Annotated in this window: 23 protein-coding genes; 13 read left to right on the forward strand and 10 right to left on the reverse strand. The window is 74.0% G+C overall.

What is annotated here, in order from left to right; genetic code table 11:
* Positions 1 to 218 precede the first annotated feature (218 nt).
* Positions 219 to 584, forward strand: a complete 366-nt coding sequence (locus ACFY2K_RS00355; RefSeq protein ID WP_380527307.1) for an ATP-binding protein — start codon at positions 219 to 221, stop codon at positions 582 to 584.
* The gene (locus tag ACFY2K_RS00360) at positions 584 to 844 is read left to right on the forward strand and encodes a hypothetical protein (protein WP_375887431.1); all 261 of its coding nucleotides are present in this window, start codon (positions 584 to 586) and stop codon (positions 842 to 844) included. The genes ACFY2K_RS00355 and ACFY2K_RS00360 overlap by 1 nt, the downstream gene beginning before the upstream one ends.
* 132 nt (positions 845 to 976) lie before the next feature.
* Here ACFY2K_RS00360 and ACFY2K_RS00365 read toward each other — a convergent pair whose 3' ends face one another.
* From ACFY2K_RS00365 to ACFY2K_RS00385, 5 genes are all read right to left on the reverse strand, one after another.
* Complete coding sequence (locus ACFY2K_RS00365) at positions 977 to 1,501, reverse strand: ion channel (RefSeq protein WP_375887429.1); 525 nt, start codon at positions 1,499 to 1,501, stop codon at positions 977 to 979.
* A 131-nt stretch (positions 1,502 to 1,632) separates the two neighbouring features.
* Positions 1,633 to 1,917 (reverse strand): Sec-independent protein translocase subunit TatA, encoded by a 285-nt coding sequence (gene tatA / locus ACFY2K_RS00370; protein ID WP_360226432.1) that lies wholly within the window; start codon positions 1,915 to 1,917, stop codon positions 1,633 to 1,635.
* Positions 1,918 to 2,078: 161 nt separating this feature from the next.
* Complete coding sequence (locus ACFY2K_RS00375) at positions 2,079 to 2,648, reverse strand: methyltransferase family protein (RefSeq protein WP_387708974.1); 570 nt, start codon at positions 2,646 to 2,648, stop codon at positions 2,079 to 2,081.
* A gap of 151 nt (positions 2,649 to 2,799) precedes the next feature.
* Positions 2,800 to 3,435 carry a class I SAM-dependent methyltransferase gene (locus tag ACFY2K_RS00380; RefSeq protein ID WP_387708976.1) on the reverse strand — a complete coding sequence of 212 codons (636 nt, stop codon included), beginning with the start codon at positions 3,433 to 3,435 and terminating at the stop codon, positions 2,800 to 2,802.
* A 677-nt stretch (positions 3,436 to 4,112) separates the two neighbouring features.
* Entirely contained in the window at positions 4,113 to 5,672 is a 1,560-nt protein-coding gene (locus ACFY2K_RS00385) for an MFS transporter (RefSeq protein ID WP_380593524.1), read from the reverse strand.
* A 109-nt stretch (positions 5,673 to 5,781) separates the two neighbouring features.
* On the opposite strand from ACFY2K_RS00385, the gene ACFY2K_RS00390 reads away from it, so the two are divergent.
* Positions 5,782 to 6,375 carry a TetR/AcrR family transcriptional regulator gene (locus tag ACFY2K_RS00390; RefSeq protein ID WP_375887418.1) on the forward strand — a complete coding sequence of 198 codons (594 nt, stop codon included), beginning with the start codon at positions 5,782 to 5,784 and terminating at the stop codon, positions 6,373 to 6,375.
* Positions 6,376 to 6,466: 91 nt separating this feature from the next.
* Here the strand turns inward: ACFY2K_RS00390 and ACFY2K_RS00395 are convergent, their stop codons facing one another.
* Positions 6,467 to 6,784, reverse strand: a complete 318-nt coding sequence (locus ACFY2K_RS00395; RefSeq protein WP_375887415.1) for a cupin — start codon at positions 6,782 to 6,784, stop codon at positions 6,467 to 6,469.
* Between the two features lie 136 nt (positions 6,785 to 6,920).
* Between ACFY2K_RS00395 and ACFY2K_RS00400 the strand changes: the two genes are divergently transcribed.
* Positions 6,921 to 7,187: a hypothetical protein gene (locus ACFY2K_RS00400; protein ID WP_375887413.1), complete on the forward strand. Its 267-nt coding sequence runs from the start codon at positions 6,921 to 6,923 to the stop codon at positions 7,185 to 7,187.
* A 78-nt stretch (positions 7,188 to 7,265) separates the two neighbouring features.
* On the opposite strand, the gene ACFY2K_RS00405 is transcribed toward ACFY2K_RS00400, so the two are convergent.
* On the reverse strand, positions 7,266 to 8,423 hold the full coding sequence (locus tag ACFY2K_RS00405; RefSeq protein WP_380527320.1) for an acyl-CoA dehydrogenase family protein: 1,158 nt from the start codon (positions 8,421 to 8,423) through the stop codon (positions 7,266 to 7,268).
* A 207-nt stretch (positions 8,424 to 8,630) separates the two neighbouring features.
* Here ACFY2K_RS00405 and ACFY2K_RS00410 point away from each other — a divergent pair, with 207 nt between their 5' ends.
* Positions 8,631 to 9,851: a TetR/AcrR family transcriptional regulator gene (locus ACFY2K_RS00410; protein WP_380644115.1), complete on the forward strand. Its 1,221-nt coding sequence runs from the start codon at positions 8,631 to 8,633 to the stop codon at positions 9,849 to 9,851.
* A 132-nt stretch (positions 9,852 to 9,983) separates the two neighbouring features.
* Here ACFY2K_RS00410 and ACFY2K_RS00415 read toward each other — a convergent pair whose 3' ends face one another.
* On the reverse strand, positions 9,984 to 10,307 hold the full coding sequence (locus tag ACFY2K_RS00415; RefSeq protein WP_375887404.1) for a hypothetical protein: 324 nt from the start codon (positions 10,305 to 10,307) through the stop codon (positions 9,984 to 9,986).
* A gap of 241 nt (positions 10,308 to 10,548) precedes the next feature.
* On the opposite strand from ACFY2K_RS00415, the gene ACFY2K_RS00420 reads away from it, so the two are divergent.
* From ACFY2K_RS00420 to ACFY2K_RS00455, 8 genes are all read left to right on the forward strand, one after another.
* On the forward strand, positions 10,549 to 12,561 hold the full coding sequence (locus ACFY2K_RS00420) for an ATP-binding protein (RefSeq protein WP_375887401.1): 2,013 nt from the start codon (positions 10,549 to 10,551) through the stop codon (positions 12,559 to 12,561).
* Between the two features lie 136 nt (positions 12,562 to 12,697).
* Entirely contained in the window at positions 12,698 to 15,055 is a 2,358-nt protein-coding gene (locus tag ACFY2K_RS00425) for a hypothetical protein (RefSeq protein WP_387708980.1), read from the forward strand.
* A gap of 174 nt (positions 15,056 to 15,229) precedes the next feature.
* Positions 15,230 to 15,883: a DedA family protein gene (locus ACFY2K_RS00430; protein WP_380407277.1), complete on the forward strand. Its 654-nt coding sequence runs from the start codon at positions 15,230 to 15,232 to the stop codon at positions 15,881 to 15,883.
* Between the two features lie 317 nt (positions 15,884 to 16,200).
* Positions 16,201 to 17,922 (forward strand): threonine/serine exporter ThrE family protein, encoded by a 1,722-nt coding sequence (locus ACFY2K_RS00435; RefSeq protein WP_380527356.1) that lies wholly within the window; start codon positions 16,201 to 16,203, stop codon positions 17,920 to 17,922.
* 113 nt (positions 17,923 to 18,035) lie between these two features.
* Positions 18,036 to 19,121: a hypothetical protein gene (locus tag ACFY2K_RS00440; protein WP_375887392.1), complete on the forward strand. Its 1,086-nt coding sequence runs from the start codon at positions 18,036 to 18,038 to the stop codon at positions 19,119 to 19,121.
* A gap of 243 nt (positions 19,122 to 19,364) precedes the next feature.
* The gene (locus tag ACFY2K_RS00445; protein ID WP_387708982.1) at positions 19,365 to 20,690 is read left to right on the forward strand and encodes a C40 family peptidase; all 1,326 of its coding nucleotides are present in this window, start codon (positions 19,365 to 19,367) and stop codon (positions 20,688 to 20,690) included.
* A gap of 74 nt (positions 20,691 to 20,764) precedes the next feature.
* Positions 20,765 to 21,304, forward strand: coding sequence for a GNAT family N-acetyltransferase (locus tag ACFY2K_RS00450; RefSeq protein WP_387708984.1), 540 nt, complete (start codon positions 20,765 to 20,767; stop codon positions 21,302 to 21,304).
* 41 nt (positions 21,305 to 21,345) lie between these two features.
* Positions 21,346 to 22,626 (forward strand): GNAT family N-acetyltransferase, encoded by a 1,281-nt coding sequence (locus ACFY2K_RS00455; protein WP_380593529.1) that lies wholly within the window; start codon positions 21,346 to 21,348, stop codon positions 22,624 to 22,626.
* A gap of 123 nt (positions 22,627 to 22,749) precedes the next feature.
* On the opposite strand, the gene ACFY2K_RS00460 is transcribed toward ACFY2K_RS00455, so the two are convergent.
* On the reverse strand, positions 22,750 to 23,550 hold the full coding sequence (locus ACFY2K_RS00460) for a TetR family transcriptional regulator (RefSeq protein WP_375887382.1): 801 nt from the start codon (positions 23,548 to 23,550) through the stop codon (positions 22,750 to 22,752).
* A 10-nt stretch (positions 23,551 to 23,560) separates the two neighbouring features.
* Positions 23,561 to 23,710: a hypothetical protein gene (locus ACFY2K_RS00465; RefSeq protein WP_375887379.1), complete on the reverse strand. Its 150-nt coding sequence runs from the start codon at positions 23,708 to 23,710 to the stop codon at positions 23,561 to 23,563.
* Between the last annotated feature and the right edge of the window lie 25 nt (positions 23,711 to 23,735).

A 23,735-nucleotide genomic window follows, 5' to 3' on the forward strand; every position in this document is an offset into this window, starting at 1 on the left:
TCGCAGGGTGGTCCACCAGTTACCACGTTAGGGGTAACTTCCAGAAAGGGTGGAAATTTGGATACTCATGTGAGCTATGGTCGATCTCACATCGATCCGACGGATCGTCAGTAACGCATATCCGTCGCACCGCAGAGCAGCCGTGCCCATCTGCACGGCCTGGTTCACGGCGACGTATCCGCCGGTTCTCCACCCCGCACACGCCCGGGAGTTCTCCCATGCGTCACCTCAACACGCCCTCCCTCGCCCTCTCCCGCCAGTCCCTCCGCAACGCGATGGTCCGCGCGGGCTGGCACCCCTCCGCCACCTTCGAGGCCGAACTCGCCCTCGGTGAGCTCCTCGCGAACGCCTGGCTGCACGGTGGCACCCCCGCGCCGGTCACCGAGATCCTCTTCCTCCACAACACCCTCCGGGTCTCCGTCGCCGACGAGAGCCCGCAGCTTCCCGTCCCGCAGCCCCTCGACCTCCTCGCCGAGTCCGGCCGGGGCCTCCAGCTGGTCGCCGGTCTCACCCACCGGTGGGGCGTCGACCCGCAGGAACGCGGCAAGGTCATCTGGTTCGAGTGCGACCTGGGCGCCGCCTGATGTCCCTCCCCCGCCGCCCGCTGCTGCCGACCGATCCCCGGGTCCGGGCCTGCACCGACGAGCACATCCGTACGCTCCTCGCCGAACTCCTCCAGCGCGGACGTAAGTTCGGCCTGCTCTTCCCCTCCGTCGACACCGACCGGACCCTCGACGGGCGCGTCCTGGTCTGCTTCAACACGGCGCCCGCGTCGACGCTGCTGAACCTCCTGTCCCTCCTCCTCGAAGCCGAACGACAGTGGGGCGCCCCGTGCGATTCCTGATCGCCGCGGCCTTCGCCGCCCTCCTCGCACTCGCGCTCGCGACCGTCGCCCTGGGGGTCGTCACCGCTCTCCGCGCGACCCCGCCGGAGCCGGATGAGGGCGACTGACGGGCCGGCGGGACCGCAGCGGTCCTCACCCGCGGCGCCGGATCCGCCGTTCCATGTTCCCGCGGATCGTCCGCGACGCCGTCCCGGCCGCCGCCGCGAGGAACACGAAGTTGTACCCGATCTGCAGCACCACCACGAGCCGCGCCGTCTGCCCCGCCGGGGTGATGTCGCCGTACCCCACCGTCGCCATCGTCACGACCGTGAAGTACAGCGCGTCCAGCCGCGTCTCCAGCCCCGCGAACTCGGCCTTGTGCGCGCCCAGCGCGTAGTACGTCGCCGAGAAGATGACCATCGCCAGGAAGATGAGGAAGGCCAGCCAGGCCACCGGCTGCTTCGCCGTCCCCTTGAGCACCCCGACGATCTTCGCCAGCATCAGCCAGCTCAACCCGCCCAGTGCCGCCACGAAGACCGTCCAGCTCAGGAGCGGCCGCCGGTCGCCGAACCACTCCAACGGCAGCGTGAAGTACCCGACCATCAGCAGCGTGAACGCGCCCAGCAGCCACGCCACGGCCCGGAGGTCGGCCGACGGGAGAGGAGGGATCTCGGACATCCCGCCCAGCCTGGTCCACCCGGACCCGCCCCGCCCGCCCGGCTACTCCGGCCGGGGCGAGGCGGCCCGGGAACGCGTCGAGCCCCCGGTGGAATCCACCGGGGGGCTCGACCAGAACCTCGTACGACGACTCAGGCGGTCGTCTCGGGGCGCTTCGCCTCGGCACTCTTCGTCACGTTGGTCGGCGTGACGGCCGGGCGGTCGGCGGCCTGCTGGGGGGCGGCCGTGCTCTGCGCGGTGCCGGCGTCCGCCTGCTCGCCGCCGTCCTCGCGCATCGCCTTGGTCTCCGCCTTCAGGATGCGCATCGACTTGCCGAGGCCACGGGCCATCTCCGGCAGCTTCTTCGATCCGAACAGCAGGACTACGACCGCCAGCACCACCAAGATGTGCCAGGGCTCAAGACCGTTCCGCAGCATCCCTGGCCACCGGTCCCTTCTTGTCTAGAGTCACGGAGGGCGCTAGGCCCTGCTGGCCAGTATGCCTGGCCCCCAGGCCGAACGGATACACCGGACGGGAAACGCTGGCCGAAAACCAGGTGCCGCCCGAACGGATCACCGATGGCGGCGCCGCCGGGCCATCAGTAGACGAATGGCACCAGCCGCTTGGAAACCCGCTGGTAGTCGGCGTACGCCGGGCCGAACGCGCCGAGCAGCAGCCGCTCCTCGGCGGCGATCCGCCAGCCGTACGCGCCGAGCAGCAGAACGGTGACCAGCAGTGCCGCCGCCCAGCTGCCGGTGCCGAGCGCGTAGCCGCACCAGACCAGTAGGCTGCCCGCGTAACCCGGGTGGCGGATCAGCCGGTACGGGCCGCTGCGGACCACCTGCTGGGTGTCCACCGTCCGCAGGGTGCGGGTGTAGTAGCGGCCCAGGGTGCGCATGCCCCAGCCGCGCAGGGCCAGCCCGGCGACGACCAGCGTGACCCCGGACCAGCGCGGCCCGGTGGGCAGCATGCCGACGCCGGCGCGTTCGAACAGCACCACCACCAGGACGGACACGACGTAGCAGGTGAGCAGCAGCCGGGTCGAACCGCGGTCGCGGTCGTCGGCGCGCCAGCTGCCGGCCGCGCTGTCCTCGCGGCGGCGCAGCAGCAGCTCGTAGCCGACCCAGCAGAGGACGCCGAGCAGGGAGAGGAGGGACGGCAGGGACATGGGGAGCTCCTGACGGTCGCGGACTACCCCTCCACGGTCCCCCGGCCGCGCCGCCGGGACACGCACCCGGGGGTGGATGCCGCCGGGTCCACCCCGGGGTGGACGGTCTCCGCGATCGCTGCGGTCACCGCGGTCACCGCGGTCACCGCGGTCACCGGGGCCGCCGCGCCAGGAGGTAGCCGCGCCGGGTGTCGGCCTCCTCGGGCAGGCCGTCCCGCTCCAGCCGGGCCTCGACGCCGAACCCGGCCTCGGCGAGGCGGGCGGCGACGGTGTCGGTCCGCAGGAAGTGGAAGTCCACGTCGACGTCGTGGCCCCACCACTCCGCCAGGTGCCGCACCTCCTCGCCCAGGTGGAAGGAGACCAGCAGCAGCCCGCCGGGCCGCAGCACCCGCAGCATCTCGGCGAAGGCGGGCAGCAGCTCGTCCGGCTCCAGGTGGATCACCGAGTACAGGGCCACGGCCGCCGCGAACTCGCCGTCGGCGGCGGGCAGCGCCAGCAGGTCCCCGGTGCGGAACTCGGCCCGCGGGTGCTCGCGCGCGGCCAGCTCGACCATCCGCGGCGACAGGTCGATCCCGACCACCCGCGCGCCCTGCCCGGTCAGCCACCCCGCCACGTGCCCAGGCCCGCACCCCAGGTCCGCCACCACCCCACCGGCCGCCTCCTCCAGGACGGCCCCCAGCAGCGCCCGGTCCACCACCTTGTGCGCCAACTCGCCCCCGATCCGCCCCAGGTACTCCTCCGCCACCACGTCGTAACTCCCGCGCACCCGCCCGTGTCCAGTCCCCATGCCCCTCACCCTGACACGGCCCTGCCCCTTCTCACCCCCCAGCACGAGAAACCGGACCACCCACACCCTCCGCCCCACCCCCGCGAACCCGCCAACCCCTCCCCACCGCAGGCGACGCACGGGAAGTCGGCAGGGCCGACTTTTCGCGCGTGCCCAGTCGCCAAGCCCCCGCAGCACCGCCCTCGCCAGTCCTCCCTGCGCCGGAAGTCGGCCGGTTCGACTTCTCGTGCGCGCTTCCGACCGCCGTGCTCCGACTCCTTGCTGCACCTCTGCCCTTGCCGGTTCTCCCTGCACGGGAAGTCGGTGGGGCCGACTTCTTGTGTCGGCGCCGACGGGGTCGCCGGGGGTGCGGCAGTGCTCGTTGGCTGTGCGATGAATCAGCGGGGTCGGGGTTCGGCTCGTCCCGGGGGATTCCTGGAGGCAGGTGGTGCACGGGAGGTCGACGGGGTCGACTTCTTGTGTCAGCGCAGACGGCCGCCGGGGGGTGCGGCAGTGCTCGTTGGTTGTGTGGCGAGTCGGCTGGGTCGGGGGGAATCCCGGCGCCGGGCGGTGCGCAGGAAGTCGGCCGGGCCGACTTCTCGTGCGCGTGCTGGGGCTCGGGGGAGGACGGCGGAGAGCCCCCGTCCGGGTGGGCGGGGGCTCTCGATGACTCGCGTGGACGGTGGCCGTGCGGTGGGTCAGGCGGCGACGGGCTGCTCCGGGGCCGGGGCCGGGGCGGGGGTGGCGGCGGGCAGGTGGCGCAGGAGGCGGTGGGCCAGGACGGCGGCGCCGAGGGCGAAGACCAGGCCGACGACGGCGGCGACGTGCAGGCCGTCCGTGAAGGCGCCGCGGGCGGTCTCCAGCAGGTCCGGGCCGAGCCGGCCGGGCAGGTGGGCCGCGACGGAGACCGCGCCGCCGAGGGTGTCCTGCGCGGTGGCGGCGGCGGTGCCGTCGACGCCCGCCGGGAGGGCGCCGTCCAGCTGGTGGCGGTAGATCGCGGCGCCCGCCGCGCCCAGCAGGGCGATACCGAGCGAGCTGCCGAGTTCGACGGCGGTCTCGGAGGTGGCGGAGGCGGCTCCGGCCTGCTCGACCGGGGCGGCGGAGACGACCATCTCGGCGGTCATCGTCATGGTGCCGACGGTGCCCGCGGCCAGCACGCCCGCCGCGGTGAGGATGAGTGCCAGCGGGGAGTGCGGGCCGACCTGGGTCATCGTCGCGAAGCCGCCGGCGCCGACCACGAAGCCGCCGCCCATCAGGGCCGCCGGGCGGACCTTGCCGGCCAGGGCCGAGCCGATCCCGATCGCCGCGCCGACGCCGACGCTCGGCACCAGCGACCAGAGCGAGGCGGTGAACGGGCTCATGCCCTTGACCAGCTGGAGGTACTGGGAGGTGAAGAGGGCGAAGCCCATCATCGCGAACATGGCCAGGGTGTTGACGCTGATGGCGCCGCTGAACGTGCGGATCCGGAACAGGCTCAGGTCGATCAGCGGGTTCGCGGCGGTGCGCTGGCGCTGCACGAAGGCGACGGCGATCAGCAGCCCGGCCGCGGCGGCGAGGGCGGGGAGCGGGCTCCAGCCGTCCACGGCGAGGGTCTTGACGCCGTAGACCAGGGGCAGGATCGCGGCGAGCGAGAGCACGGCGCCGGCCACGTCGAAGCGGCCGGTGCGGGCGGTGGTGCGGTACTCGGGCAGCAGGACGGGCGCGGTCAGCAGCACCAGGACCATCACCGGGACGGCGACCAGGAAGGCCGAGCCCCACCAGTAGTGGTCGAGCAGCAGCCCGCCGGCGACCGGGCCGAGGGTGGCCCCGGCGGTGAGGGCGCCGCCCCAGGCGCCGAGGGCGACCTGCCGCTGCTTGGGGTCGTGGAACATGTTGCGGATCAGCGCCAGGGTCGAGGGCATCACGGTGGCCCCGGCGACGCCGAGCAGGGCGCGGGCGGCGATCAGCTGTTCGGCGCTGCCGGACCGGGCGGCCAGCAGCGAGGCGACGGTGAAGCCCGCAGCACCGATCATCAGCAGTCGGCGGCGGCCGATCCGGTCGCCCAGCGCGCCCATCGTGATGAGCAGTCCGGCCAGCAGGAACGAGTACATGTCCATGATCCACAGCTGCTGGGTGCCGCTGGGGGCCAGCTCGGTGGAGATGTACGGGACGGCGAAGAACAGCACGCCCATGTCCATGGAGAGGACCAGGGTCGGGAGCAGGAGGACGGCCAGGCCGGTCCATTCGCGACGGCCTGCGCGGCCGGTGGTTGCGGTCATGGGGAAGACGGTACGGACGTTTCAGACGCTTGTCTAGTACAGATGTGTAACTCGAACGTCCAAGACGTTCGTGCAAGACATCCGTGCAGATGTTCCGTAGGATCGGGGCATGGGAAACCGCGAAGACCTGATGGCCGGCGCCAAGCACTGCCTGTACGAGAAGGGCTACGGACGCACCACGGCCCGCGACATCGCGAGCGCCTCGGGCGTCAGCCTGGCCGCGATCGGCTACCACTTCGGCTCGAAGGACGCGCTGCTCAACGCCGCGATGATCGAGGCGATCGGCGAGATGGGTGAGGCCCTGGGGGTGGTGGTGTACGGCGCCAACCAGGTGTCCGACGACCCGGAGACGCGCTTCGCCGCCGCCTGGAACGGCCTGCGGGACGTCTTCGCCGAGCACCGGGGGCTCTGGGCCGCGCAGTTCGAGGCGCTCGCCCAGGCCGGGCACAACCCGGAGCTGGCGAAGGCCTTCGAGGACGCGCAGAAGGACGGGCGGCTCGGGCTCGCCGCGGTGTTCCAGGGGCTGCCCGAGGTGCCGGACAACGAGGAGGAGCTCGCCCGCGGCACCTTCTACCAGATCCTGCTGGCCGGCTACGTCGCCCAGTGGCTCGCCGCGCCCGACCTGGCGCCGACCGGCCAGGAGTTCCTGCGCGGGCTCCGGCTGGTCAGCGGCACCGTGCTGGGGGCGGGCGCCACGCCCTGACGCGCGTTACGCCCTGACGCTCGCCAGGCCCTGGCACCCGCCAGGCCCTGGCACCCGCCAGGCCCCGACACCCGCTACCCCCCGACACCCGCTACGCGGTGACGGCGGTCAGCAGCACCACCGAGTCGACGTGGGCCACCAGCCCGTGCCGCTCCTGCGGCACGGGCTCCAACTCGCCCGCGGCCAGCTCCACCCGCCGCCCGGCGATGGTCAACGAGACCCGGCCGCGCAGCACCTGGACGCTCCCCGCGGTGGGCGGGGTGTGCTCGTCCAGCGAGGTGCCCGCGGTCAGGGCGATCACGGTCTGCCGCAGCACCCCGTCGTGCAGCACCAGATGGGCGCTGCGCCCGTGCGGACCCTCGGCCGCCCGGGCGGCGTGCTCCACGGCGAGCCGTTCGAGATCGGGCATCGCGCCGCCTCCTCCTCTGCCGGGTGCCCAGGCCGTGTGCCCAGGCTGGCGGACGCACCGCCGGGGCGCACCCGGGAGGGGTCCGGAGCGGGCCGCCCGAGGTGCAGGCCCCGCCGACTGCCCGCATCGTGGAGGCATGGCGACCAACCAGAGGATCTTGAACGGACTCCAGGTCAACCGCTCGCTGCTGGCCGGTGGCGTGGTGCTGACCGGCATCGGCTCGGTGCTCGGCGCGGCCGGGGCGGCACTGGTGTGCGCGGCGCTGTTCACCGCGGGCCGCGACTGGGTGCGCAGCATGGAGACGCCGCCGGGCACGCTCGCCCAACGGGCCCTGCACGAGGCGAAGGTGGCTTCCTCGGCCGGCTGGGAGGCCTGGCGCGCGGAGCACGGCTCGCCCAACTGAGCACGGACGGGCGAACGTACGGCACGGCGGGCCGCCATGGGGGTGCGGCCCGCCGCGGTTCCGGGGGCTGGGGCGCCGCTACAGCCCCAGCGACTTGGCGATGATGCTGCGCATGACCTCGCTGGTGCCGCCGTAGATCCGGAAGACCCGGTTGTCGGTGTAGAGCCGGGCGATCGGGTACTCCAGGATGTAGCCGTAACCGCCGTGCAGCTGGAGGCACTTGTCGATCACGGTGGAGGCCGACTCGGTGCAGAAAAGCTTCACGGCGGCCGCGTCCGCGACGCTCAACTCGCCGTTCTGGTAGAGCTCCAGGGCCTGGTCCACCATCGACTGCTGCGCCAGCACCTGGGCCTGGCAGTCGGCCAGGGTGAACTTGGTGTTCTGGAACTCGGCCACCGCCTTGCCGAACACCTTGCGGTCCTTGACGTACTGCACCGCGAACCGCACCGCCGCCGCGGCCGCCGCGTACGCGCCGACCGCGATCGCCAGCCGCTCCTGCACCAGGTTGTGGGTCAGGTACGAGAAGGCCCTGCCCTCCTCGCCGAGCAGGTCCTCCACCGGCACCTTGACGTCGACGAACGCCAACTCGGCGGTGTCCGAGGTGCGCAGGCCGATCTTCTGCAGCTTGCGCCCGACCGAGTAGCCCGGCGAGGTGGTGTCCACGCACAGGATGGAGAGCCCCGCCCGGCGGTCCTCCGGGTCGTACGCGGCGGTGCGGGCGACCACCAGGACCAGGTCGGCCAGCACGCCGCCGGTGATGAAGGTCTTGGCGCCGTTCAGGACGTAGTGGGTGCCGTCCTCGGAGAGCCGGGCGGTGGTGGTGATGCCCGCGAGGTCGGAGCCGGCGCCCGGTTCGGTCATCGCGATCGCGGTCATGATGTCGCCGGAGACGAAGCCGGGCAGCCAGCGCCGCTTCTGCTCCTCGTTCGCGTACTCCAGCAGGTACGGCAGCACCAGTCCGGTGTGCACGCCGGAGGAGCCGAAGCTCACCCCCGCGCGGGCGGTCTCCTCGGCGATCACCGCCTGGTACTTGAAGCCGCTCTCGCCCGCGCCGCCGTACTCCTCCGGCACCTCGATGCCGTAGACGCCGAGTTCGCCGAGCTGGCGGTAGAAGTCGCGGGGCGGGTGGCCGTCGGCCTCCCAGCTCTCGTAGACCGGGACGACCTCGTTGGCGATGAAGTCCCGGATGGTCTCCCGGAAGGCCTCGTGGTCCTCGTTGAACACGGTGCGGCGCACGGCGGCGCTCCCTTCGACGGTGCCGGCCGGAGGGCCGGCGGAGGCGGAACGTACCAGGTGGTGGCCCGACAAGTTAATCCCGGGTAGCCTCGACTGTCCAGCGTCGGCGGGCCCGGGGCGGGCCCGGGAACGCTGGTCGACGCGGCTGCCAAGTGAATCCTTGCTAGCCTTCGGGCGGAGCTCGGGACGGATGCGGGGAGGTGCGCGATGGTGGTCCGGAGGCCGCCCGGCCGACGCGCCCAGATCCTCGCCGTGGCCGCCGACCGCTTCCACCGCAGCGGCTACCACCAGGTCTCGATGTCCGAGGTCGCGGCCGGGGTGGGCATCACCGCGCCCGCCCTCTACCGGCACTTCCGCGGCAAGCCCGAACTGCTGGACCGCGCCGTCCGGTTGGGCCTGGACGCGCTCGCCGACGGCCTGCGCGCGGCCGGCAGCACCACCGAACTCGGCGCCGCGCTGGCCGCGGTGGCGGTCGGCCACCGCCCGCTCGGCACCCTGGTGCAGCGCGACGCCCGACTGCTGCCGCCGGCCCGCCGGGCCGGACTGCGCCGCGAACTCCGCGCGGACGTCGCCCTGATGGCCGCCGTACTGCGCGCCGAGCGGCCGGAACTCTCCGCCCCGGATGCCGAGTTGCTCTGCTGGTCGGCGCTCTCCGGCTGCGCCGGGCTGTCCTACCAGTCGGCCGCCCCGCAGCCCCGCCGGGCCGAGGCGCTGCTGCGCGAACTGGTCGCGGCCGTCCTCGCGGTCCCCCTGGACGGCACCGCCGAGAGCGCCGACGACACCGCCCCCGCGTCGCAGCGGACCCAGGGGCGGACCCAGGAGCGTGCACAGGAGCGGACCCAGGCGCAGCCACCGGAGCAGCCGAGGCCGCAGGCCCGCCGCGAGGAACTGCTCGCCGCCGCCGTCCGGCTGTTCCACCAGCGCGGCTTCGACAACGTCAGCACCGATCAACTCGGCGCCGCCGTCGGCATCTCCGGCCCGAGCGTGTACCGGCACTTCGACAGCAAGGCCCAGCTGCTCGCCGCCTCCCTGGTGCGCAGCCGGGAGCGGCTCTGGCACGAGGTGGACGGCGCGATCTCGACGGCCGCCGGGCCGGCGGAGGCGCTGGCGGCCGGGCTGGGCGCGTACGTCGACTTCGCGCTGCGCAACGGCGACTACCTGGGGGCGATGTTGAGCGAGACCGAGCGGCTGGCCCCGCCGGACCGCCGGGCCGCGGTGGACTTCCGGCGGGACTTCCTGCGCACCTGGGTGGGGCTGCTCCGGCAGGTGCGCCCGGAGTACGACGCGGTGACCGCCCGGATCCGGGTGCACGCGCTGTTCTCGCTGGTCAACGACGGGGTGCGGAACCGCCCGTACAGTGCCCGGCCCGACCTCGGCGACTGCCTGCGGCGGATCGGCCGGGCGGTGCTCGGAGTCGAGACTTCGTAGGAGCACCCAGGCGCACCCAGGAGCACCCGGGAGCACCTGAGACGGAGCGGGCCGGGTGCCCGCCACCGTCGGAACGGCGGCGGGCACCCGGCCCCGTGCGGTGCGACCGGACGCGGACCCGGTCGGGCCCGGCTAGTAGAGGACGTGCGGGTAGTAGACCCGGGCGTCGAAGTTGCCGTTGCCCTGGAGGGCTCCGACGTTCCCGCTGTTGCCCGCCACGGCGAGGCCGTTGTTCTGGTTGCTCGCCCCCGAGCCGGTGGCGGTCTGCTGGGTGTTGACCACGTTGCCGTTCACGGTGCCGATGACGTTGCCGGAGCCGACGTTGCTCACGACGCTGCTGTTGGAGTGGTCGATCGCGCCGGCGCCGTTGTCGGCGTGGGCGGTGGCGGCCCCGACGCCGACGAGGAGGAAGGCCCCGAGGGCGGTGACGGCGGCGGCTGCGCGAATACGGGACACGCTGGTCTCCCTGAGCTGGAAGTGCGAATGTGGCGCGATCCGGAGTGGCCGCTCCGTAGCGCCGTTGCCTGACGTCGCACGTTCAGCATTCACCAGTGACGTGGACGAACTCCACCAAACGGGTGGCATTTCCCTCGATGGTGGGGGAGCGGTCAATTCCGAGTTGACCAGAATCCGTCATTCCGCCTGATGTATAGAAAGAAATGGTCGACGGATTGTCGCACTGGCACACTGAGGACCCATGTCTGAAGGTGCCCCGACCGAGCCCACCCCGACCGAGCCCACCCCCGCCGAGCCCACTCCGGCCGACGGCGTGCGTACCACCGAGGTCGACCTCGGTGGCCTGGTGAACGTCCTCGCCACCCACCTCTACTCCACGCCCCTGGTCGCCCTGCGCGAACTGGTCCAGAACGCCCACGACTCGCACACCCGCCGGCTCCTGGAGGACCCGGACGGCGAGCACCGGCCGCGGATCCGGGTACGCGCCGACGCCGCGCGGCGGACCGTCGCCATCGAGGACACCGGGGCCGGCCTCACCGAACCGGAGATCCACGCCTACCTCGCCACCGTCGGCACCGGCTACACCCGGATGCTGCGCGAACTGACCGGGAACCAGGAGCTGATCGGCGCCTTCGGCCTGGGCTTCCTCTCCGCCTTCTCGGTCGCCGACGAGGTGACCGTCACCACCACCTCGCACCGCGAACCGCGGCTCGGCCACCGCTACCGCAGCCGCGGCGGCGAGCAGTACCAGGTCGACCCGGCCCCCGCCCGCCCGGAGCCCGGCACCGTCGTCGAACTGGCGCTCAAGGCCGAGCACGCCCACCTCGCCGACGAGCACGCCCTGCGCGAAGTCCTCGGCCGCTACTGCGTCCTGCTGCCCGTACCGGTCTACGTCGGCGACGACGAACGGCCCGTCAACGCCGTCCAGGTGCCCTGGCGCCAGCGGGTCGACGGCGACCAGCACGCCGCCCGGATGCGCTTCGCCACCGCCTTCGGCCGCCGCTTCGAGCCGCTCACCGCCTTCCCCGTGCTGCCCGTCCAGGGCGACGGCCCCGGCGACGGCCCGTCGGACGGCGCCACCGACGGCCCGGCCGGCAGCGCCACCGACGGCCCGTCAGGCGGCGCCACCGACGCGGTCGGCCTGCTCTGGGTCCAGGACGGCGGTTCCTACGGCAGCAGCGACAACCGCGACCTCGCCGTCTACCTGCGCGGCATGCTGCTCGCCGAGGACGCCCGCGACCTGCTGCCCGGCTGGGCCGGTTTCATCGGCGGCGTGATCGAGTCCAGCCGGCTCACCCCCACCGCCAGCCGCGAGGACCTCCAGCGCGACGAGCACTACCGCGCGCTGCAACGGGCCCTCGCCGACGCCGTCGTGGACGGCCTGTACGAGACGGCCCGGCTGCGGCCCGCCGTCTGGCGCCGGATCCTCACCCGGCACGGCCAGGAGCTGCTCGGCGCCGCGCTCTGCGACGACCGGCTGTTCACCCTGCTCGCCGACGACGTCCCGGTGCCCACCTCGCAGGGCGACCTCACCGCGGGCGGCCTGCGGGCGGCCGGCGGGGGCGCGGTGCACGTCGCGCTCGGCAGCGGCGGCGGCTTCGAGGAGATGCTGTACCGGGCGATGCGCGTCCCGATCGCCCGCGGCGACCGCTACGCCGTACTGCCGTTCCTGCGCCGCTACGCCCAGTTGCGCGGCTGCCGGCTGGTCGAGCTGGGCAGCGAACAGGGCAACCGGGAACTGTTCCGCGACCCGGAGCGGCCGCTGCCGCCCGAGGAGGCGGCCTGGCTCGCCGGCGCCCTCGCCGACCAGGGGGAGCAGCTCGTCCCGGCCCGCTTCGACCCGCCCGGCCTGCCGCTGGTCCTGGTGCCCGACCGGGAGGCCGAGTTGAAGGCCCGGATCGAGGACGACCAGGCCGACGCCCGGATCCCGTCCGCCGCGCTGCGGCTGGCCCGGGCGTTCACCGCCCGCACCGACGGCGCGGTCAAGGCCCGGCTCTACCTCAACCTGGACTGCCCGGCCGTGCGGGACCTGCTCGCCGCCTACCGCACCGGCCACACCGGCAGCGCCACCGCGGCCGGGCTGCTCCGCTCGCTCAAGGTGATCATGGCGGCGGCCTCCACCGGCCCCGCCGAGGGGGACCTCGGCGCCGCGCTGGCCGGCATCGGCACCGCCGTCTCCGCCCTCACCGCCGCCGTCCCGCCCGGCCTGCCGGACGTCCCGGACAGCCCCGGCGCGCTCCGGGGCGAGGCGTGACGGCCGACTCCCCGGCCGACGCCCAGCCGGACGCCCCGACTGGCAGACCCGCGGGCAGACCGGCCGCCGCCCCGCCGGGCGCCCCGACAGCGGCCCACGCCAGACCACACACCAGCACCACGCAGGGGGAACAGCCATGACCACCGACATCTGGGCCTGGGTGCGCGACACCCACCAGCAGCTGCGCGAGGCCGGCCACGCACGGCTCGCCGACGCCATGTACGAGCTGCCCGAACACGCCACCGAGGGCCGCAACGAGCAGCTCGACGCGGTCTTCCCGGAGGCGGTCGCCTCCGCCCGGGCCCTCGGCCTGCCCTGGGTCGAGGTCTACCTGCGGCACTGGCGGATGCAGAACCTGCTGAACAAGCGCCAGCAGGGCGAGTCGGTGATGCCCGAGGCGGTCGACCTGCTGGAGTTCGCCCACCGGGAGGAGACGGTCGGCTGCCCGCAGTCCGTCTGCGTGGTGCAGGACTTCGCGATCTGCCACGCCCGGGTCGACGGCCCCGGGTACGTGGCCGAGCGCCTGGAGGTGGTCGGCGAGACACTGGAGCGGATCGAGCCCGGCCGGGCCTGCTTCGACTGCCTCTCCCGCGAGTACTCCGACGCCCTGGAGGACGACGGCCGGGCCGCCGACGCGCTCGCCCACCTGGACACCGCCTCCGCCCGGATGCAGGCGGCCGGCCAGCAGGTCTCGCTGCGCTTCCACCGAGCCCGGGCCGGCACCCTGCACCTGCTGGGCCGGCACGAGGAGGTGCTCACCCTGCTGGACACCACCGACCGGACCGCCAGGGCCAGGGGCGAGGAGCTCGACGAGAGCGACCGGCGCTGGGGCGACCTGCTGCGGGCCCGCGCGCTCGCCTCGCTCGGGCGCACACCGGAGGCGCTCGCCCTGCTGCCCGCCCGGGCCGAGGCCGAGCGGCACGCCGACCTGCGCGAGACCTGGACCCGGACGGTCGAGCTGCTGGTCGCGGCCGGGGCCTGGGAGAACGACGCCGAGCTGGGCGCCGTGCTGGCCGGCTGGGTCGGCTACCTGGACGCCACCGGCTCGCACCGCCCCTGCGTGGACCTGCTGCTGGCGGCGGGCCGGCTGGCCCTCGCCCGCGGCGCCCGCACGGTGGCGCTGACGCTCGCGGCCACCGGGGAGCGCAAGCTGGCCCGGCTGCGCCGCACCGAGGGCGTGGCCGGGGAGGTGGCGGCCCTGCGCGCGGCCGCCGAGGCGCTGCCGGTGCCCGAGCTGCCCGTCCCGCCCGGCGAGCTGGCGGCGTACCTGGCCGAGGCCGAGGTGCCGGTCGAACCCGGTGCCGACCTGCTCGCCGTCGCCCTGGAGCGGTACCGGGGCGAGCCCGCCGGCGCCACCGGGCTGGCCGTGCCGCTGGCCACCGTGCTCGGCGGGCTGGGCCACGCCCGGGCCGCCGCCGACCTGCTGTGGCAGCGGCTGGACGTCGACCCGGGTAGTGAGCACCTGGTCGGCACGCTCGGCCAGCTGCTGATCGAGGCCGGGGACGCCGAGGGGATCCGCCGGCTCGCCGACCGGCTGGCCGCGACCGCCCCGGCCGACGCGCACTGGATCCGCGCCCGCTGGGCCGCCGCCGAGGGCCGCTGGGCCGAGGTGCTGGAGCAGTGCGGGGCGATCCTGGCGCTGGAGGCGAACCGGATCAACACCCGCCGGCTGGCCGCGGCCGCCGCCACCGAACTGGGCGACCACGCCACCGCCCAGCGCCTCTACCAGGAGCTGCTGGAGCACGCCCTGTCCGCCGAGGAGGCGGGGGAGGAGCAGCTCCACCGGACGGTCCAGGAGCCCGACCTCTGGCACCTGGTCACCGCCGCCACCGCCAACCGGGACTGGGCCGTGGTCCGCTCCACCGGTGCCCGGATCGGCATCGAGTTCGACGAGCCCGAGGGCCCGGTGGACGAGGAGTGGCAGCTGGTCACCGTCCGCGCCACCCGCACCAACGGTTCGACGGCCGACCTGCCCGCCGTCCGCACCGGCCCGGCGACCGCCCGGATCCTGCCGGTGCTCGGCGACGACCTCACCCTCAACCACGGCGACGTGGTGGTCTTCGCCCCGGCCCTGCTGGAGGCCCCGCCGGCCGAGGACGCCCCGGAACCGGAGCGGGCGAACTGGCGCCCGGTCTTCGCCCTGCTGACCCTGCTCGACCCGGCGGGCTTCACCACGTACTGGATCGACGGCGCCTGGCCCGGCGACGAGGCCTGGTCCGGCTTCCGGGACGACCTGCGGGCGGCCGGCTACGCGGTCTGGGCGTACAGCGGGGAGCAGTACCGGATCACCGACCCGACGGAGGACGACGGCTCGCTGCCCGGCGTGTACGCCGCGCTCGGCGTCCCGCCGACCGCCTCGGCGCAGGCGGCCGACGCGCTGCTGCACGAGCTCACCGCCGGCTGGGCCCACCCGCTGGCCTGGCTCGACCTGGCCGACGCGGCCGGGGCGGACCTCGGCCGGCACGCCGGGATCGTCGAGCGCTACGACCTCTGAGCCGGCCCGCCCCCAGGCCCCGCCCCTGGTCGGTTCCCCGGCCCGTTCCCCGGCTCGTGCCCCGGCCGGTCCGCACCTCCGGGCCGGCCGGGGAACCATCACCGTCCCCGGCGAGTCTTTGTCATTGCTTTACCATGACATTGCCAAGACTCGACCTCCAGGAGAGCCAGCACCGTGACCAGCATCGCCCTCGGCCCGTCCTGGCTCGATCCGACCACCCTGATCTCCACCTTCGGCCTGGTCGGCATCCTGGCCATCGTCTTCGCCGAGTCCGGCCTGCTGATCGGCTTCTTCCTCCCGGGCGACTCGCTGCTGTTCACCACCGGCCTGCTGGTGGCCGGCGGCACCTACCTGCACCAGCCGCTCTGGCTGGTCTGCACGCTGATCGTGCTGGCCGCGATCGCCGGGGACCAGGTCGGCTACCTGTTCGGCCGGAAGGTCGGGCCGGGCCTGTTCCGCCGCCCCGACTCCAGGGTCTTCAAGCAGGAGAACGTCGAGAAGGCCGCCGCCTTCTTCGAGCGGCACGGCCCCAAGGCGATCGTGCTGGCCCGCTTCGTGCCGATCGTGCGCACCTTCACCCCGATCGTCGCCGGGGTGAGCAGGATGAACTACCGCAGCTTCGTGCTGTTCAACGTGGTCGGCGGGGTGCTGTGGGGCGCCGGGGTCACCGTGCTCGGCTACTTCCTGGGCCAGATCCCCTTCGTCCGGGACAACATCGAGGCCATCCTGGTCGGCATCGTGCTGGTCTCCGTGGTCCCGGTGGCGGTCGAACTGCTCCGGGCCCGCCGTTCCGGAGCGCGCGACACCGCGGGCCGCCGCGCCGGGTAGGCGTCCGGGGGTGCCGCCGCCGGACGTCGCGTACATGTGCGTCCGGCTGTTCGATCAGGCAAGGTGTATCCGGAGATCGAACGGTGGCCGACGGCCACCAGGGGTGGCGAGGAGCGGAAGTGCCTAAGCGGGGCCGACCGGGTGCGGGCAAGCGGGCGAGGGGAGGCCGGGCGGTCCGCCAGGTGCGGCAGACACCGCCGCAGCCGGTGCACCCCGCCGAGGCGCCGCCCACCGAAGGCCTGCTCGGCTACCCGGCCCCGGTCGTCGAGCCCACCACCGTGGTGCCGCTGCTCCCGCCGGTAACGGAGACCAAGGGCCTGCTGGCCCCCGAGCCCGCGCCGGAGTCCGGGGCCGGTGTCGGTGTCGGGGCCGGGGCCGGGACGCCGCCGGAGCCGCTGGAGCCGCACCCCGAGCTGGCCATCGACCTGCGCCCCCGGGACAGGGACGCCGAGGAGCCCCCGGCCGGGCGCCCGGCCCCCGAGCGCCCCGCGGCCGCCCGCCCCCCGCGCCGCCGCTCGGTCGCCGAGGACACCCTCACCCCCGAGGAGTGGCGCGCCGCCGGCTACACCCCGCCCACCGGCATCCCGATCCCCGAGCTGACCGCCGGCGCCCCCGGCGAAGCGCCCTGGCCGGACCGGATGCGCACCCTGCTGCGCACCCCGATGTCCGAGCGCCCCGCCTTCGAGCGCACCGCCCGCGAGATGCACCCCTCGGCGGCCGCCGCCCGCAATGTCCCCCGCATCCTCGACCTGACGCTGCGCATCGGCGAGCTGCTGCTGGCCAGCGGCGAGGCCGCCGAGGACGTCGAGGCGGCCATGCTCGGCATCGCGCACGCCTACCGGCTGGACCACTGCGAGCCGCAGGTCACCTTCACCCTGATCGGCATCTCGCACCAGCCCTCGCTGGTCGAGCCGCCGGTCACGGCCGACCGCGTGGTGCGCCGCCGCACCTCCGACTACACCCGGCTGAACGCGGTCTACCAGCTGGTGGCGGACATCACCGCGGAGCAGGTGACGGTCAACGACGCCTACCGCCGGCTCGCCGCGATCCGCCGCAACCGGCACCCGTACCCGGCCTGGTTCCTCGCCCTGACCACCGGTCTGCTGGCCGGCGCGGCGACCTTCCTGGTCGGCGGCCGGCTCGACGACAAGGCCTGGCTGGTCTTCGGCAGCGCCTTCGTCGCGGCCGTCCTCGGCGACCGGCTGGCCTCGGCGCTGGCCAAGCGCCGGCTGCCGGAGTTCTACCAGTTCGTGGCGGCCGCGATGCCGGCCGCCGCGTCCGGGATCATCCTGTCCTTCAACGACTGGGGCCTGCGCGGCTCGGTGGTGATCACCGGCGGCCTGTTCGCCCTGCTGCCCGGGCGCGCCCTGGTCGCGGCCGTCCAGGACGGCCTGACCGGCTTCTACATCACCGCCGCGGCCCGGCTGCTGGAAGTGATCTACCTGGTGGCGGGCATCGTGATCGGCGTGATCATGATCCTCTACCTGGGCGTCGGCTTCGAGGCGAAGCTCAAGCCGGACGAGAGCCTGGTGGGCATCAGCTACCCGCCGGTCCAGATGGTCGCCGCGATGGTGCTGACCCTGGCCTTCGCCACCCTGCTGCAGACCGACCGCCGCACCCTCGCCCTGGTCACCCTCAACAGCGGCATCGGCTGGGCCAGCTACGGCGCGCTGGTGTACAACGCGCACGTCAACCCGATCGCGGCCACCGGGGTGGCGGCCGGCCTGGTCGGCCTGTTCGGCCAGCTGATGGCCCGGGCCCGGAACGGCTCGGCGCTGCCGTACGTCACCGCCGCGATCGGCCCGCTGATGCCCGGTTCGGCGCTCTACCTCGGGATGCTGGCCTTCGCCCAGGGGCACTCCAGCACCGGCCTGGTGTCGGTGTTCCGGGCGGCCGCGATCGCGATGGCGCTGGCCATCGGGGTGAACCTCGGCGGGGAGATCGCCCGGCTGTTCCTCAAACTGCCGGTGGGCGCCGAGCTGCCCTCGCTCTACCCGGTGGTGCCCCGCCGGGCGGCCAAGCGCACCCGGGGGTTCTGACCGCGCGTTGAGCCCGGTGACGGATTCCGAGCGGGGTCCGTGTTGGGCGGCTATTGGGCCCCGGGCCATGTCACGGCAGGCAGGACGCAGGACCAGGAACGAAGGTAAGACCCATGACGGCAATGCTGGACAGCTACCGCGAGCACATCGTCAACACGCACAAGCAACCGCTGTTCCTGCTGCTGGTCGGCTTCATCACCTCCTTCGTCTTCATCCGGTTCAGCGTGCGGATGATCCGCGCCAAGGTGCGCTGGTGGCCCGGCAACGTCACCCCCGGCGGCCTGCACATCCACCACATGGTGTTCGGCCTGGGCTTCCTGCTGGTCGGCGGCATCGGGGTGTTCGCCACCTACGGCGGCACCCCGTGGATCGACTGGTTCGGGCTGGCCTTCGGCATCGGCTGCGGCCTGGTGCTGGACGAGTTCGCGCTGATCCTGCACCTGGACGACGTGTACTGGAGCGAGCAGGGCCGCAAGTCGGTGGACGCGGTGATCTTCGGCATCCTGTTCACCGCCCTGCTGCTGATCGGGTACGTGCCGCTCGGCGTGGTGCCCGGCGAGGACACCCGGTGGGGCCTGATCACCGTCATCTCGGTGAACGCGCTGGCCTCGGTGATCACCCTGCTCAAGGGCAAGGTGTGGACCGGACTGCTCGGGATCATGGTCCCCGGCCTGTCCTGGATCGGCGCGATCCGGCTGGCCCGCCCGAGCAGCCCGTGGGCCCGCTGGCGGTACACCACGCGCCCCCGCCGCCGGGCGCGTGCGCTGCGGCGCGAACGCCTGCTGCACCGGCGCGCGGACCGGGCCCGCACCTGGCTCTTCGACCTGATCGCCGGCGCGCCCGACAAGGTGCCCGCCAACCACCCGGCCGCCCACCGGGTCGCCGAGCGGATGGCCGCCCGGGCCTCCGCCCACCTCGACGCCCACGCCGCCCGGGCGCTGTCCCGCCGCCGGGCCCGGCTGGCCGACCGCCGCTCGGCCGCGACCGCCGGGGCGGCGGCGAAGGCGCCCGCGGCGCACCCGCAACCGGCCGAGGGGCCCGCCGAGGGCGTGCCGGCCCGCTCGGCCGGGGCCCGGCAGCGCCGCCGTACGGTCCGTGCCGGGCGCAACCGGACGTACGCGGTCGGCCCGACCGGCCTGGAGCGCCGCCCCGGCCGACACCCCCACCTACGGACGAAGACCCGCCGGATCCACCGCTAGTTCGTATACCGTGTGCGCCTGGGCGACGGTGACACCCGGTCGGATCATCGGATGGTCACCCGGCCGGCGGAGCGCGTTCGAGGTGTGAAAACCCTCGGAGTTGAGAACATGATCGGCGAGTGACCGTTCTGTCACGTGATGGGATGATTCGTCGGATCCCCCGCCGCCCGACCGCAGCCCCGCAGGCCGCGTGCCGCCCGGCCACCGCCGTCATCCCCTCCGGACCGTGAGAAGGGATGTCTCGTGGCGCGCAGGATCCTGCCGACCCTCCTGTTGTCCCTCACCGCCCTGCTCGGGCTGCTCCCCGCCGCCCAGGCGGCCCCGGTACAGCCGGAACCGGCGCGGCCCGCCCCGGCGCAGGCCGAACCCGCGCAGGCCGAACCGCCGGCCGCAGCGACCCCGGCCGGCCAGGACCCGTACCCCTCCGCCGAGGAGATCGACCGCTCCCGCACCGAGGCCGACGGCAAGGCCGCCTCCGCCGCCGCGCTGGAGACCGCGCTCACCGCCGCCCGCACCGAACTCGACCGGGCCGCCCGCGGTGCCGAGCAGGCCGTCGAGGCCTACAACGGCGCCCAGCTGGCCCTCACCCGGGCCCGCACCGAGGAGACCGCCGCCAACCGGCGCGCGGCCGCCGCCGAGGCCGAACGCTCCGAAGCCGCCGACGACGCCGCCCGGCTCGCCGCCGAGACGTACCGGCAGGGCGCGGGCGCCGAACTCTCCGCCCTCAACGCCCTGCTCGGCGCCCACGGGCCGCGCGAGGCGAGCGCCCGCGCCGCCGTCGTCGGCGTGGCCAGCGAGCGCACCCGGCAGATCCTGGACGCCGCCACCTCCACCGCCGCCACCGCCCGCACCGCCTCGGCCGCCGCCCGCACCGCCACCGCGGCCGCCGAGAAGGCCGCGACCGAGGTCGGCGCGGCCAGGACCAGGGCCGAACAGCGGCTCGCCGCCCAGCAGGCCGAGGTCGCCGCGGCCGGCCGCCACCGGGAGCAACTGCTCACCGAACTCGCCGCCGCCCGCAACACCACCGTCGAGCTGGAGCGCAAGCGGCGCGAGGCCCTGGAGGCGATCGCCGCCCACGAGGCCGAGGCGGCCGCCCGGGCCGCCGCCGAACGGGCCGCCGAACAGGCCGCCCGGGAGGCCGAAGCCGCCGCGGCCGAGGCCGCCAGGGTCCAGGCGCCGCCGCCCGACTCCCGCCCCTGGTCGGCCGAGGGCGCGGCCGCCGCGATCGCCTTCGCCCGCTCCAAGATCGGCCTGCCCTACATCTGGGGCGGCGAGGGGCCGGAGGGCTACGACTGCTCCGGGCTGACCATGATGGCCTGGCGCGAGGGCGGCAGGCAGCTCAACCACTTCGCCGCCGACCAGTACGCCCAGTCCACCCCGGTCACCTACCGCCAGCTGCGCCCCGGCGACCTGGTCTTCTGGACCGACACCGGCCGTTCCGCCGACATCCACCACGTCGGCCTCTACATCGGCGACGACCAGATGATCGAGGCCCCGAGGGTCGGCATGCCGGTCAAGCAGGCCAGCCTCTGGATCATGGGCACCCCGGACTACTACGCCCGGCCCTGACCCCCGCCGTCCCGGGCGCCGGTGTCGGAGGCCTCCGTTAGCGTGGCCGCTCCGACCACTCCCGAGGAGGAACCGTGCGGCTGAGGAACGTGGCAGCGGGCGACGTCGAGGCGTACGTCCGGATGCGCTGCGACGAGGCGATGATGGCCGAGTTGGGCGGTCCGCTGCCCCGGGAGCAGGTGGAGGAGCGGCTGCGCAAGGACCTCCGGCTGGTGGCGGAGGACGGCGCCTGGATCAAGGCGATCGTGCCGGACGGCGCCGAAGACGGTGCGGCGGCCGGGGTGGTGACGCTCTGGCAGGACGAGGAGGACGGCGCGACCGTCTCCGAGATCGGCTGGATGGTGCTGCCCGCGTTCCAGGGCCGCGGCCTGGCCAAGGCGGCGGTCCGCCGGGTGCTGGACGCCGCGGCGGCGGACGGCCGCTGGGGCGAGGTGCACGCCAGCCCGGGGACGACCAACGGCCCGTCCAACGGGATCTGCCGCGCGCTCGGCTTCCGGCTGCTCGGCGAGCGGGACGTCGACTTCGGGGACCGCGTCCTGCGGACCAACCACTGGGTGGTGACGCCGGGCGAGCACCGCCGGGCACCGGACGGCCTGGGGTCGGACACGGATTAATTGGGGTGCTCGGCCCCGGCCACCGCCCGTACGGTGGCCGGATGCACAACGACAGTGATCACACGGCCCCCGAGACGGTCAACGGGATCCAGGTCCGGGCCGTAGCCGTGGACGAAGTGGAGGAGTGGAACCGGGCGCTGAACTTCGGCTTCCTGCGCCCGCACGCGGGCGTCGCGCCGGAGCTGCGCCGCCGGCAGTGGCAGCCGGGCCGGATGGTGGCCGGCTTCGACGGGGACCGGCAGATCGCGACCTTCCGCAGCTTCGACGTCGACCTCACCGTGCCCGGCGGAGCCGTGGTCCGGGCCGACGCGATCACCAACGTCACGGTCAGCGCCACCCACCGCCGCCGGGGCCTGCTCAGCGCGATGATGCGCCGCGACCTCGCCGCGGCCGCCGGGCGCGGCTGCGCCGTCGCCGTCCTGATGGCCGCCGAGTACAACATCTACGGCCGGTTCGGCTTCGGCCCGGCCACCCGCGGCAGCGGCTGGGACATCGACCTGAGCCGCACCCGCGGACTGCGCGAGGGCCTGCCGGGCGTACCCGGCGGCCGGACCGACTTCGTGACCCTGGCCGAGCAGGCCGAGCTGGGCGCCGAGCTGTACGACCGCTGGCGGCTCACCCAGCCGGGCGCGATCGCCCGGGACGAGATCTGGTGGGAGCGCCACACCAACCGGATCCAGGTGCCGGGCGACACCTTCAAGGAGCCGTTCACCGCCGTCCACCGGGACGCCGACGGCACGGTCACCGGGATGGTCGTCTACCGGATCGAGAACAAGTGGGACGGCGCCCACCCCGACGCCACCCTCACGGTGGAGGACTTCATCGCCCTCGACCTGCCCACCGCCGTCGCACTGTGGCGCCTGGTGCTGAGCGTCGACTGGGTGCGCAAGGTCGTGGTGGCGGGCCTGGCCCCGGACGACCCGCTGCCGCTGCTGCTCCAGGACCCGCGCGCGGCCGTCCCGCGCAAGGACAACGCCGACGCGATGTGGCTGCGGCTGCTGGACGTCGAGGCCGCCTTCGGCGCCCGCGCGTACGGTGCGCCCGGCCGGGTGGTGCTGGAGGTCGAGGACGAGCTCGGCTACGCCTCCGGCCGCTTCGCGATCGAGGTCGCCGAGGACGGCACCGGCCGCTGCGTCCGGACCACCGACGAGGCCGACCTCGCCCTGGGAGCTTCGGAGTTGGGCTCGCTCCAGCTGGGCGCCGAGACGGCCCCGCGACTGGCCGCGGCCGGTCTGGTCACCGAGCTTCGCCCGGGGGCGGCCGCCGCCGCCGACCTGCTGCTGCGCACGCCGCTGCGGGCCTGGACGCCGACGGACTTCTGAGCGGCGCGAACGACGATGCCGGGAACGACAGTGCCGGGAACGACAGTGCCGGGAACGACGCCGGAGGCCGGCCCGCAGTGTGCGGGCCGGTCTCCGGCGGTCACAACTCGTGACCGGCCGCGCCTACTTGACGGCCGTCTTGCCGATCGTGGGCAGGATGAAGTCCTGGATCAGGCCCTTGGCGTCCCGCACGATCGGCCGGAACACCCGGTAGCGCGAGAGGTTGATCACCCGGGCGGCCATCGGCGTCGAGCGCCGGACGAACTCCCTGGTGCGCTCGGTGTCCTCCGTCCGGTCGAAGACCCAGTAGAGGACCACGACCATCAGGTGCAGCCAGAGCACGTCCGGCAGCAGCTCGACGAGTTCGGCGTCCAGCTTCGGCGCCAGCTCCGAGCCCTGGAGGACTTCCCGGAACAGGTCGACGGCCACCGCCCGGGCCGGGTGGGACTCGTTGGAGAACGGGCTGAGCGAGCTGGTCGGGTCGGCCGCCGTGCGGAAGAACTGCGCGGCGAACTCGTGGTACGGCGCGGCCGTGTCTAGCCAGGAGTCCAGCGCGATCTGCAGCCGCTCGGCGAAGTCCCGGGTGTGGGCCATGCGGAGCCTGGCCTCGGCCGCGTGGTCGTGGGTCATCCGGTCGTAGAACCCCTGGATCAGGAATTCCTTGGCGGAGAAGTAGTAGTAGGCGTTGCCGACCGACACGCCCGCCTCGGTGGCGATGGCGCGCATCGTCGTCTTCTCGTAACCCCGGTCCTGGAACAGCCGCATGGCCGTCTCCAGGATCAGCGCCCGGGTCGCCTCGCTCTTGTCGGTCTTGGGCTGGGCCCGGCCGCCGGGCATGGGCCCGCCGTCCGTGCCGGGTGCGGCCGAGGCGTCGGCCGCACCCTTCTCGCCGTCCGTTCGGTTCGTCGCTGCCAGGTCGTCCACAGGCACGAGCCTAACCGGAGACGAGGTTCCACCCGGTGTCGGTGCTGTCGGTGTTCGTGGCACCGGATGCCCCCTCCGCATCCGGTGCCACGAAACCGTCCCCCGTCATTTCGAACGCGTTCAAAACCTTGGCAGAACTGTAGACGTTACGGTTGAACATGTTCAACTCCATCTTCGTGGGAGGC

The organism is Kitasatospora sp. NPDC001309 (assembly GCF_042896295.1).
GTDB lineage: Bacteria > Actinomycetota > Actinomycetes > Streptomycetales > Streptomycetaceae > Kitasatospora.

What these genes read in the sequence shown, in the direction of transcription:
- ACFY2K_RS00380 (WP_387708976.1), bottom strand. Translation starts at nt 3,435, where the DNA reads ATGGGGACTGGACACGGGCGGGTGCGCGGGAGTTACGACGTGGTGGCG.
- tatA (WP_360226432.1), bottom strand. Translation starts at nt 1,917, where the DNA reads ATGCTGCGGAACGGTCTTGAGCCCTGGCACATCTTGGTGGTGCTGGCG.
- ACFY2K_RS00390 (WP_375887418.1), top strand. Translation starts at nt 5,782, where the DNA reads ATGGGAAACCGCGAAGACCTGATGGCCGGCGCCAAGCACTGCCTGTAC.
- ACFY2K_RS00420 (WP_375887401.1), top strand. Translation starts at nt 10,549, where the DNA reads ATGTCTGAAGGTGCCCCGACCGAGCCCACCCCGACCGAGCCCACCCCC.
- ACFY2K_RS00355 (WP_380527307.1), top strand. Translation starts at nt 219, where the DNA reads ATGCGTCACCTCAACACGCCCTCCCTCGCCCTCTCCCGCCAGTCCCTC.
- ACFY2K_RS00385 (WP_380593524.1), bottom strand. Translation starts at nt 5,672, where the DNA reads ATGACCGCAACCACCGGCCGCGCAGGCCGTCGCGAATGGACCGGCCTG.
- ACFY2K_RS00375 (WP_387708974.1), bottom strand. Translation starts at nt 2,648, where the DNA reads ATGTCCCTGCCGTCCCTCCTCTCCCTGCTCGGCGTCCTCTGCTGGGTC.
- ACFY2K_RS00440 (WP_375887392.1), top strand. Translation starts at nt 18,036, where the DNA reads ATGACGGCAATGCTGGACAGCTACCGCGAGCACATCGTCAACACGCAC.
- ACFY2K_RS00365 (WP_375887429.1), bottom strand. Translation starts at nt 1,501, where the DNA reads ATGTCCGAGATCCCTCCTCTCCCGTCGGCCGACCTCCGGGCCGTGGCG.
- ACFY2K_RS00410 (WP_380644115.1), top strand. Translation starts at nt 8,631, where the DNA reads ATGGTGGTCCGGAGGCCGCCCGGCCGACGCGCCCAGATCCTCGCCGTG.
- ACFY2K_RS00455 (WP_380593529.1), top strand. Translation starts at nt 21,346, where the DNA reads ATGCACAACGACAGTGATCACACGGCCCCCGAGACGGTCAACGGGATC.
- ACFY2K_RS00425 (WP_387708980.1), top strand. Translation starts at nt 12,698, where the DNA reads ATGACCACCGACATCTGGGCCTGGGTGCGCGACACCCACCAGCAGCTG.
- ACFY2K_RS00360 (WP_375887431.1), top strand. Translation starts at nt 584, where the DNA reads ATGTCCCTCCCCCGCCGCCCGCTGCTGCCGACCGATCCCCGGGTCCGG.
- ACFY2K_RS00400 (WP_375887413.1), top strand. Translation starts at nt 6,921, where the DNA reads ATGGCGACCAACCAGAGGATCTTGAACGGACTCCAGGTCAACCGCTCG.
- ACFY2K_RS00465 (WP_375887379.1), bottom strand. Translation starts at nt 23,710, where the DNA reads ATGTTCAACCGTAACGTCTACAGTTCTGCCAAGGTTTTGAACGCGTTC.
- ACFY2K_RS00395 (WP_375887415.1), bottom strand. Translation starts at nt 6,784, where the DNA reads ATGCCCGATCTCGAACGGCTCGCCGTGGAGCACGCCGCCCGGGCGGCC.